The following is a 10,354-nucleotide window of genomic DNA, read 5'->3' on the forward strand; positions in this document are numbered from 1 at the left end:
CCGTAAATGGTTTCATACAGGCCCATACTCTCTTATTTTTCAATTCCCTTCACCACCAGTTCTCTGAGTTGTTTTTCGCCGAACCGGAACTGCTGATCAATTTCGTCCAGCTCATCAAGCCAATCCTTCATAAAGAGATCAAAATTGTCTTCATCCACTACTTTTTCCATACACGCTCTGCATAAGGCGATGATAAAGCGGGCATCATGTTTTGCCAGTCGAACCTTGTTGCAATAAAGCCGTTGAGAAAGCTCCTCAAATCCTAAATCCTCGGCTTTCATAATCAGGTAGTAGCGAATATTAACGTCGTAAACACGCATGGACCAAATTTTCATCAGTTTATAGCATAACGCCACGTCTTCATTCTGAAAAGCAAAAGGATTCTGCTGGCTGTACATATGCTTTTCCATTAACAGGGTACGGACTTTTGATCCAAATACCGGTGCCAAAGCGGAATACATGGAGAGCATATATCCGCCCGCATACATAAAGTCAAAATAAGATGTCTCCAGCAGAGCTTCTATGTTGTAGATAACTTCATCCAGTTTGACAAAGGGGTCGAACAAGATAAATCCTATATCCACTTTCAGATTCAACCGTTTGGATAACCGGAAAGCCTCTTCGTTTTCCCACACTTCAATCTTTTTTTCGTATAGGGTCAATTGTCGTTGAATCAGGGATTCTATACCGATAAAAACATATTTCAGGCCCACCTGCTGAAGGCGTTTCAACAAGTCCTCATTTTTGATATAGTCGTTTGCGCGCACTGTAATACTGAATTGAAAATCAAAACGGCTGGCCTCTAAAAGATCACAAAGGCGGTTAAGACGGGAGATATTTTGCGGTGTATTAACCACAAAATTATCGTCCACGAAGTTGATGAACCGAACGCCGCGATGTTCAATCAGCAAAGCTATTTCTTCCACAATATTTTCTGGGCTCCGGAAACGGATACGCGGACCGGTAAGATCTTGATAGAACGCCCGGATGGAACAAAAGCTACAGCATCCATAACAACCTCTCGCGGTAGCTAACGTCGCCATTTTGCGGCGTGCAATAAAAGGCCTTTCAGGGAACGGTAGAGCATCCAGATCCATAATGAGAGGACGGTTCTCGTTTTTTATGGCATGACCATCCTTCTTGTAAGCGATACCTCGGATATCCTGATAAGGAAGCCCCAGGTTCAAACGCTGCAGCAGTTCCAGATTGGTTTCTTCTCCCTCGCCACAGACGCAGCAGTCGATATCAAGCGTTTCCAGCAGGTTTTTGTAATTCAGCGTAGCGTAATACCCGCCCAGTATGATAAAAGCATGAGGGCAGATCTGTTTAATTCTTTCCACAATCCGCACGAGGTTATAGCTGTTGTAATCGTAGCTGGAAATACCGATAACATCGTATTGTTTTTCTTGTATAATCGAAAACAGCTTTTCAAGTTTGATGCGCTGACCCACACATTCAAAATACTCTACTTCAAACCCGATTTTTTTTAAATAGGAGACAATGTAACCCAACCCGAGATGTGGAACATTATATGCGTTATAGCAATATTCTATGTCTGCCTCTATTTTGCTTTTATCCGGCGGACTAATATAACATATTTTCATTTTTCCATCTCTTTTCGTAAAAATGGTACCAATGGTTATTCGACCTGTTGAAAGAAAAGGCAATATTCCAAATCTGACAAGGCTTGCTTATCATTCTTTTCACAGCATACGGTAGACGGTGTTTTGATAGCCTCCAATACCTGTTGCATATCTCCAGTCGGTGTGACAAAGAACAAAGCCGCAGACAATCGCGTCAGCAAATTCTCATAGGGCAATTCCCATGACTGTATAATCCCCTTTTTTTCAAGCGTTTCTAATTGTTGCTTCACCTGCTGTATTTCAGGCACATACCCGATTCTGGCCATCGAATCACCTCGTTAATCCTCATAATTTTTGATTTATTAAAAAATATCGTAACGGCTTTGTGTCATCCAAACAAAGCATCCAGTTCCCCCTGAGTCAGTCTCGTCGAGAAATCGGAGGGGCTTACCTTTTGCGAGAAAGAGAAATCGTCCTTGCACATTTGCCCGAATGCAAGCAATTGGTCCATCCATTTTTCCGTTATGCGCTCCAACGGTATTTGCTGTGATGAATACCCACTGCGCAAATGCACCACTAGCTGATCGTCATACAGAATACTGTTGATTTCCATAACACACAAAATTTCACGCCCCTGTACGCCAAAAATCCCTTCCAACGGCTCCGCCTTAAAGCAGGAGTATTTCGATGTAAACCGCCCCAGATAATTGAAACGTATGGCTTGCGGAATATATTGCCATGGATTCTCGACACATTGACTATAATGGCGCCCATGATTGGGAACCGAGCGGAGCACATCTTTTATCTTTCCGATATAGGATTCTAGATCGTCGACCTGCAGGGGGATCGCTAAAGGATAAACGTTGGTGAACCACCCTACGGTTCGGGAGATATCTATATCCCTGACGTCCTCATATCGCCCGTTGTGCTCCAATTCCAACAGAACTTTGGACTGCGGCAGGCATTTTCCCAGAGCTACGCCCAATGCCGCTATGAGCAGTTCCTCCATGGAGAGGTGCAAAATGGCATTGACATATCCGCACAGATTACGGGTTGTCTGCTCTGGCAGAAAGCGCACTGTGTTTTGCGCTTCCCTCGTGGGCGCTTCCTGTCCGCCCCAAGGAAAAGAGGTATCGTGACTCAACATGTCGCGCCAATATGCGCATTCCGCCTGTCTGGGGCTGTCCATCCTACTTATCGCCTGAGCCCAGACCTGAATGGATTGTGTTTTTTCTAAGGAACTTATGGGTTTGGAGGACATCCTCAGTTTTCTCTCTAACATGGTCTGAAGATCAGCGAGCAATATGAACCACGAAACACCGTCTACAGCAAGATGGTGAATACATATCCCCCAATGGTCGTCGCCCTGCTTACTGCGAAAAAGAGCAGAAGCCATGATGGGGCCGACCGCCATGTCGAACGCCTGCGTCAGCGTATACATATGTTGTCGAATCACCGACTTTTCCTCTTCGGACGTCAGTCCGTCAGGCAAAGGATATTCCTCCACGCAAATCGGCTGGGGATGTTGATCAAACTGTAGCTCGTCGGTACAACCGAGATATCGCAATCTCAGCGCATCGTGCTTCTGGATCAGGGACTGCAGCACTTGCGTTAAATCGTCCGTCTCCCAGCAGGAGGTAAGACGCAGATACATTGTCTGACAATATTGCTCCGGATGGGCAAATGACTGGGAAAAGAACCAGTGGTCGATGGGAAGAAATGGCACACTGCCTGTACAGGGTGCGTGTGTTCCCCCTACTTCCTGATAGCTCTCAAGACGGCAGGCCATGTCGCGGAGGTTCGGAAATTGCAGGATATCTCTCGTTTTTAATCGATACCCTTTCCGATGCAGCCTTGTCTCCAGTTGGATAGCCCGAATAGAGTCCCCTCCGGCATAGAGAAAATGGTCTTCCATTGTAACGGGTTTTCCAAGAACTTCGCACAATTCATCAAGAAGAATCCTCTCAACGCCGGTGGGCGTAGAATGCGCCGCTACAGCGACCATACTTTGAGGCAATGGAAGCGCCTGTTTATCCACTTTGCCATTTGATGTTAGGGGGATTTTCTCCACATACTGAAACAGCGGCGGTATCATATAATCCGGCAAATACTGTGCCAGCGCCTGTTTAATCTGTGAATCCGGGAAAGGGCCGTCCGCCGTATAATAACCGCACAAAACCATCTGGGACGACAGAGCATGAACCACGACGACAGCACGCTGCAAACCGGGAATCTTTTGCATGCAGTTTTCTATTTCAGATGGCTCTATTCGGTAGCCGTTTATCTTGATCTGATCGTCTGTCCGCCCCTTATATTCTATGCAGTCCTCCCGGATATACCGAGCCCGGTCGCCGGTTTTGTATAGGGTACAGCCCCATCGGTCGCTGCGGATAAAGCGCTGGCTCGTAGAAAGGGGATGATTGACATACCCCTGCGCTAAACCCATTCCAGCAATATAAATTTCTCCGTCTTCCCCCATAGGCAACGGATCAAGATGAGTATCCAGCACATAAATACGCAAGTTTTCAATCGGCCGACCAATGGGTACCGAACTCCCAATATCCGCCGTAGGATCATATTGATAAATCATACAGCCGACGGTAGCTTCAGTCGGCCCGTATTCGTTATATATGACGACCTTTCCTCCAAAGCTTTCAAGCGTTTTCCCGGCAAGTTCTGTTGTCAGGTTTTCACCCCCAACGATGAGCTGCCTAACGGCGGAAACACGATTGTCCACATCCGAAACGAAATGAAGGTGGGCCGGCGTCAGCTTGACAACTGTACAAAGATTTTCCCGCATAATGCGAAGCAATACATGAGCCTCCCGGCCGTCGTGACGGTAAAGCTGTATCGATGAGCCACATGATAGCGGCGTATACAGCGATGTGACGGTCAGATCAAATGACAGCGGAGAGTACAGGGCAAAAACATCCTCCGGCCCTCGTACATACTGTCGCCGTGCAAACGATATATAGTTTGCCAGAGACCGGTGAGATACAACAACGCCCTTGGGCTGTCCTGTAGAACCCGATGTGTATATGATATAGGCTATATCAGTGGGAAATGGGCCGACAACCCGCGACGGTTTGTCGGGGAAAACTTTTTCGTCCCGTATATCAACCACGGAGAATCCGGCCTCCTCCAGGAAGCACGCAGACCGGTTGGTCAGAATCAGGGACGCCTGCGTATCTTGCAGTATATACGCTATACGCTCATGAGGCCAGGATGCATCCAGCGGGACATATACGCACCCCGCTTTCAGTATACCGATTATGGTCGCTACAGCGTCAATGGTATAATCCAAGAGGATACCCACAACATCGCCTCCATCCAATCCGCGGATTCTCAGAAACTCTGCCATGGCATTGGAACGTTGGTCGATCTGGGCATATGTGCAGTTTTGGTCGCCGTCCGAAACGGCCGTTTTTTGTGGGAAGCTTTCAACAGACTCCCGAAACATGTCCACGACCGTATTATCCGGAACGGCATGCATCCCTTCTCGATGAAAGGCGGTCATCTTTTCCCAGTGGCTATTTTTGACCTTCAGAGGTAGGTCACGAATTTTCTGTTCAGGCCAACCTAAAATGCAGTCCAACAAGCGAACAATGTTCTGACCCATATCCCGGACATATTCCGCCGAGTACAAAGATGTTTTATAGTCTATGTCGAGGTGTATATCTTCTTTATCCGACCAATCTCGGACTATCCACTGCATATCATACGCCTGTTCTCCGTTGTAAAACTCTACATTCTCTACGGAATAGCCGGCAAACCTTTTGCACATAGTGGTATTATAATAATTTACACAATCCCGATATAACGAATTGGCCCCCAGCCTTAGATCCCTGATCAAATGGTTATAGGGATACCTTTGATGTAAAAGATCCGTTTTGAACCGACGGTCTACAGAGGTTAAAAAATCGGCGACGGCCGTCTCATCCTCTAGTTCCATCCGAAAGGTCAGAGTATTAACGAATGTACCGAAAATTTTTCGTTCATTGCGGCATAGGCGGCCCAAAACCGGAACGCCGATTGTTGCATTCCGTTTACCTATAAAAATGTACTGATACAGCTGATACAACGCGATAAAAAAAGCTCCTCGGCTAACGTTGTTCTCCTGGCAAACGCGGAAAATCTCCCGTTTCTGCCGGCTGTTCAACCTGCATGTATAGCGGGCCCCAGATATATCAGCCTGCGGTAATTGCAAAAACGGCTCTGGAGAACCGCCAAGCCGCGCGTTCCAGAAGCGACGGTCTCTTTCATATCGTTTGGATTGCAGATACTCGTTTTCTGTGCGGATAAATTGCTTATAGGAAATAGCGGAGGTGTCGGCAAAGATGTCGCCGCCGGCTAAGGAAAGATAGCTTTCATGAATTTCTTCTGTCAGCATTTGAAAGGACCAGCCATCCGCAATAATATGATGGAGACGAATGACATAGCCGACCGCATTTTCCTTTTGAAAAAGGGTAAATTGGTATAAAGCCTGATTGTACATGGGAAAGACCGATGCTGCCTGCCGGGCTAACCAATCGGAAAAATCTGTATCCGTTTCAAAGTTCTTCCACTCAATCACCGGCTCATCATTATGTAAAAAATACTGATATACCTGTCCATCCTCGCCGACAAATAAACGAATATGAAAAGCGTCATGCGTTTGCACAAAATGGGCGATTGCCTTATGCAGCAATTGCTTATCCAGGGGACCGTTGATTAAAACCATGCCCCCGATGGTGAACATGGATGAATGGGGATAGAACATTTGTGTAATATGTATACGGCTTTGAGGCTGAGTCAGCGGGTAGCTTTCTACCGAATCAGAAGGCAGCATTAGAGCTTCATTCCTTTCCATATTATTACTTGACTCGTGATTCAAAATATGGCACTTGCAGTCGTACAGTAAAGGTGACACGCCTTGAAAGGATAGCAGGATAACCATGCTTGTGTATATGGCTTTCCCTAATCATATAGAAAGTGATATTCAGCTTAGCAGACGAATCTCAACGGCACATTATAATTTTTCCTGAACATAATAAATTAAGTTCTCCATTGAAACAAATTTGGAATAGTCCAACGCCTCATCATCAAATTCTATATTGAATTGATTTTCAATGCCTATAATGATCTTGATAAACAAAATCGAATTTATCTCCAGTTCTGTCAGGTCGTCATTTTCCTTCAACTGCTCCAGAGTTTCTTCACCTTCCAGGTTGTCGGCGATAATCTGGGCGATCTGAGCACGAATATCTCCGTATTTGGCCACCATCGTTCACACACCTTTTCTCAACAAATTCAAATGTTCTTCTGAAATACAAAGGCAAGTAAGCAGACTGCGTAATGAAACACATTATCCATTCGTATCAGTTATACCACCCTCTTCCTGCATCCCAGTTCTAGCGGTCTTGGCCATTTGCACCAACAACAAGGCCCCCTCTGCATACACAAACCACTCGATGCAGAAAATGGATACTATCGGCAGTCACTTCCGGGATGCCTTTTCAAAAGCGCGTACAATTTTCTTTCCTTCCACGCTCCCTATACTTCCCAGCACGAATTGATACTCCATAATAAATACCACTCATGGAATTCCTCCAATTTTTACATACCCTGAAATAACTGCTTCTTGCTCTCCAGTTTTTTGTGCCTTTTCTAATTTCTCTTCATAACCCGCCAATCCTAGCTGATTTCCCGAAGTTAGACTTTTAACCATTTCGCAAAAGGTACCTCGATCCGCTATATCCATTAGTTTTGTGCGTGCCGACCTTAGTACCTTTTCGGTAATCACTGACATGCACTTCTTTCTCTCTTTAAGGAATTTTTAAACGAAGTTTACAACCAGTACATTAATCACAAAGCATAATCAAATGCTGCGGTTTGGTATTACTCACAAATCTTAATGTTATAAAAGAGCAGAATAAATTAAAATTTATGATAGGACTTATAATTTAAAATTAATGACCTTCCATCTGCTCTCACATAATCTAGCATATTATACTATTTTGATTTTAAATTTAAAAAATTATATTATATTATTTATTTATTTTATATTATCACAAAATAGTTGATAAGTCAACTATTTTCATTAATTTTTTTAAAACTAAAGAATCACCATTTGAAATCTCGCTAATTACTGCGAGAAATATTTTGAATTGGTTTGCAACTGCTCGCAGTACTGCACTGCTGCTTTGAGTTGAGAGGAGATGTACAACCATATCAAATTATGATAACTAGGATCATATATATGTTAGGAAGAAATAGAGGTTTCTTACTTCCTGACTCAATAACAGGGTGGGTAAGCAATGCGATATTTTGCTTCAGATAAAGCTCATTCATTATCACCTATGCAAAAATTCCAATCCAAAACCAAATTTCATCAATCCCAATACTATACTAACCGGTTCCTAAAACCACTTTTTTAGTGACAGATCTCATCGCGCTCCTAAACTCTTTGCAAGTTCCTTTTCTAATAAGAATCGGGTGTCAAAGACACATTATTTGTTATTTTATGCCGTTTCAGTTCTGGGCACACAATGATCTAAGTTATTGATATAGTCCAATAACTTTTGCAAATATAATGCTGCTATTTTAAATCCAAAATAAAATCTGGTTGGGTTCTTGCCGTGCGTTGGGATTTTATCTACCTTATATCGTCTTCGTAGAAGAGATGGGATTGCTTCCACTCCGTTTCGAAAACGCGCGTACTGATTGCATTCCTCAGTTTTCATATATTGTAGCTGTTTTGCTCTTCCAACCGCTTTCCAGGAAACTTCCTTACGAACCCTTGTTTTCAGGAAACGTGGATGACATCGGTCTTTGTACGGGCATGAATTACATTCCTCCTTGAGGGTATCTGATGCTACTATCCGTGAATTCATTTCGCCGCTATATGCGCCATCTGCAACAAGAAAGGCTCCTTCATCAAACGCATCCAGCTGCTCCAGATAATCCTTCATAAACTGATTGTCTGCATATATATTTTTCTCGTATGCGTAGTCTGTTATAAGGCTTCCTTTTTCCCCAACGGATTTAACAACATTTCCAACGTAGACTAAGTTCCTTCCACCGGCTTTGTATCGAAAAGTAGCCTCTGGATCCGATGGTTTTAATAAAACTTCCGATGAATTTTCGGCTTCCTCTTTTTTCCGAAGCCTTCTGTTTCCGTCATCATCTATGATGGTTCTTTCTTTTAAGATACGAATGAGGAGCTGGTATTCGATGGTATCATCAAGCTCTCCCGTTTTATCGCAAAGCTCGATAAGTTTTTCTGCATCATGCATTACAGCAATTGTCCGCTCTACAGCACCAAGCTCTCTTTTGTGATAGTTACAGCGATTATAATCGTCCTTTTCGATGTAGTGGCATTGCTCTTCTGGAAGAGCAATTTCACGTTGATTTTTTATGTTGGCTGCAATCATTAAACTGTCCATTCGCTGCCTGTTCGGAGATATGTCCATAAATTCAGAGAGCTCCTTTGCCATTTTTACAATACATTCATGGATCAGGTCAACATCGTGCTCTTCTCATACGCTAATACTCTTGCCCTGAATCTGCTCAACGTACGGTTGCTGAGAGGCGGTTCTTCAAAGCTTGTTGTATGAAGTGGACATCAAACATAAGGGCTACCACTAATTCATCATCCGTGTCACCAAGAGCTTCTTTCAGATTCAATGCTCCGACAATTACATTTACAGGGATATTGGGATGGAACGCTTTATCACTATAGAGAACAGAAAAAAAATTTTCATCAATGGCCGGAAAACTTTTTCTGCAAAAATTTTTGCACAGGATTTTTCCAAGACACTTTTTTCTCTTTGTGTAATCAAGAGCGCTGTCTTTCAGAGTTAATTGCTGAGATCACCAACCACAATAGCACAGCGACAGCGAAAAAGAGAGCCCAACGCCATCTGCGGAGCGGCTTGCCCAGCCTCATCGATAATCCGGCAGCCGATTTCTCCTGGACATCGAATGGAGGCCAGCATATTTCCCGCTGATGCGAATGTAGTGGAAAGAACGGGAGTCAGCCAAAACACCGTGTTCATTAGAGAGCCGAATGCCGCTTCCCGGTCGCTCCTTGAAAACGTCACTACATCGTCATCTCTAGGCTCTTTCCACAACAGCAATAGGTTCTTGAAATTCCATAAACAAGCTTTGGATCCTAGCAAAGATGCCTTATGAAGAGTCTGCAGTTCCTTTAGGAATTCTTCCGCATTTTGCTCCCGTTGGGCTTTAAAGACTCTTGCCCTTTGGGATTCATTGTGCAGCGACGCTCGTTGTCCTGTAAAACGTTTTCTGGCACCACTGATCTACTGGAGCTCTTGTTCCATTAGTCTAGCTTTTTCATACTGACTCTTGAAACGCTGAACGGCACTTATATAATCCCCTTTGTGCTGCTGAATGTTGTCATTGGAACCAAAACTTCCGATATAGGTCTTTAAGACATCGCACATATACTCTTTCAGATTGCTCATCTTTCCGAATGGTGCGGAAATCAATCCCCAGCGATCCTATTCCCCCTCTTTTCTTTTCGCCAGATTGTTGGCCAGTTTTGTAAAATAGATACCCGGATAGGTTTGGGATTCATATCTTTCTTGATTCCATACCCTATAGTTCTCCTGATCCGCCTCATCTATTTGAAATAATTTCTGTACTTCTAATGTACGTTTGTCAATGATGTGAGACCGAAAAAGCGAAGGAGTTTGGAAGAGATATCGAGTTTGTTGACGAAGGGAGGGCGAAGCCCGACCGGAGTCAACAAACTCGGGAGGACTCCAAAT

Annotated in this window: 8 protein-coding genes; all 8 read right to left on the bottom strand. The window is 44.1% G+C overall.

All coding sequences use genetic code 11. From position 1 onward, the window contains the following. Positions 1-32 precede the first annotated feature (32 nt). The 8 genes from H8730_RS16720 to H8730_RS16755 all read right to left on the bottom strand — a co-directional run bounded on the left by H8730_RS16720 (position 33) and on the right by H8730_RS16755 (position 10,072). Positions 33-1,604 (bottom strand): B12-binding domain-containing radical SAM protein, encoded by a 1,572-nt coding sequence (locus tag H8730_RS16720; protein WP_177719954.1) that lies wholly within the window; start codon positions 1,602-1,604, stop codon positions 33-35. 35 nt (positions 1,605-1,639) lie between these two features. After that, the gene (locus tag H8730_RS16725; RefSeq protein WP_177719953.1) at positions 1,640-1,909 is read right to left on the bottom strand and encodes a hypothetical protein; all 270 of its coding nucleotides are present in this window, start codon (positions 1,907-1,909) and stop codon (positions 1,640-1,642) included. A gap of 62 nt (positions 1,910-1,971) precedes the next feature. Continuing rightward, positions 1,972-6,411 (bottom strand): non-ribosomal peptide synthetase, encoded by a 4,440-nt coding sequence (locus H8730_RS16730; protein ID WP_177719952.1) that lies wholly within the window; start codon positions 6,409-6,411, stop codon positions 1,972-1,974. A 180-nt stretch (positions 6,412-6,591) separates the two neighbouring features. Beyond that, positions 6,592-6,846: a phosphopantetheine-binding protein gene (locus tag H8730_RS16735; protein ID WP_177719951.1), complete on the bottom strand. Its 255-nt coding sequence runs from the start codon at positions 6,844-6,846 to the stop codon at positions 6,592-6,594. Between the two features lie 312 nt (positions 6,847-7,158). Next, entirely contained in the window at positions 7,159-7,371 is a 213-nt protein-coding gene (locus H8730_RS16740) for a hypothetical protein (protein ID WP_249290220.1), read from the bottom strand. 712 nt (positions 7,372-8,083) lie between these two features. Then, on the bottom strand, positions 8,084-9,058 hold the full coding sequence (locus H8730_RS16745) for a transposase (protein WP_249290221.1): 975 nt from the start codon (positions 9,056-9,058) through the stop codon (positions 8,084-8,086). 363 nt (positions 9,059-9,421) lie between these two features. Further along, positions 9,422-9,664, bottom strand: a complete 243-nt coding sequence (locus H8730_RS16750; protein ID WP_177719949.1) for a hypothetical protein — start codon at positions 9,662-9,664, stop codon at positions 9,422-9,424. Between the two features lie 219 nt (positions 9,665-9,883). Then, positions 9,884-10,072, bottom strand: coding sequence for a hypothetical protein (locus H8730_RS16755; RefSeq protein WP_177719948.1), 189 nt, complete (start codon positions 10,070-10,072; stop codon positions 9,884-9,886). Positions 10,073-10,354 lie beyond the last annotated feature (282 nt).

The organism is Bianquea renquensis (assembly GCF_014384895.1).
GTDB classification, from domain to species: domain Bacteria; phylum Bacillota; class Clostridia; order Lachnospirales; family Bianqueaceae; genus Bianquea; species Bianquea renquensis.

What these genes read in the sequence shown, in the direction of transcription:
- H8730_RS16725 (WP_177719953.1), bottom strand. Translation starts at nt 1,909, where the DNA reads ATGGCCAGAATCGGGTATGTGCCTGAAATACAGCAGGTGAAGCAACAA.
- H8730_RS16740 (WP_249290220.1), bottom strand. Translation starts at nt 7,371, where the DNA reads ATGTCAGTGATTACCGAAAAGGTACTAAGGTCGGCACGCACAAAACTA.
- H8730_RS16735 (WP_177719951.1), bottom strand. Translation starts at nt 6,846, where the DNA reads ATGGTGGCCAAATACGGAGATATTCGTGCTCAGATCGCCCAGATTATC.
- H8730_RS16745 (WP_249290221.1), bottom strand. Translation starts at nt 9,058, where the DNA reads ATGGCAAAGGAGCTCTCTGAATTTATGGACATATCTCCGAACAGGCAG.
- H8730_RS16720 (WP_177719954.1), bottom strand. Translation starts at nt 1,604, where the DNA reads ATGAAAATATGTTATATTAGTCCGCCGGATAAAAGCAAAATAGAGGCA.
- H8730_RS16730 (WP_177719952.1), bottom strand. Translation starts at nt 6,411, where the DNA reads ATGCTGCCTTCTGATTCGGTAGAAAGCTACCCGCTGACTCAGCCTCAA.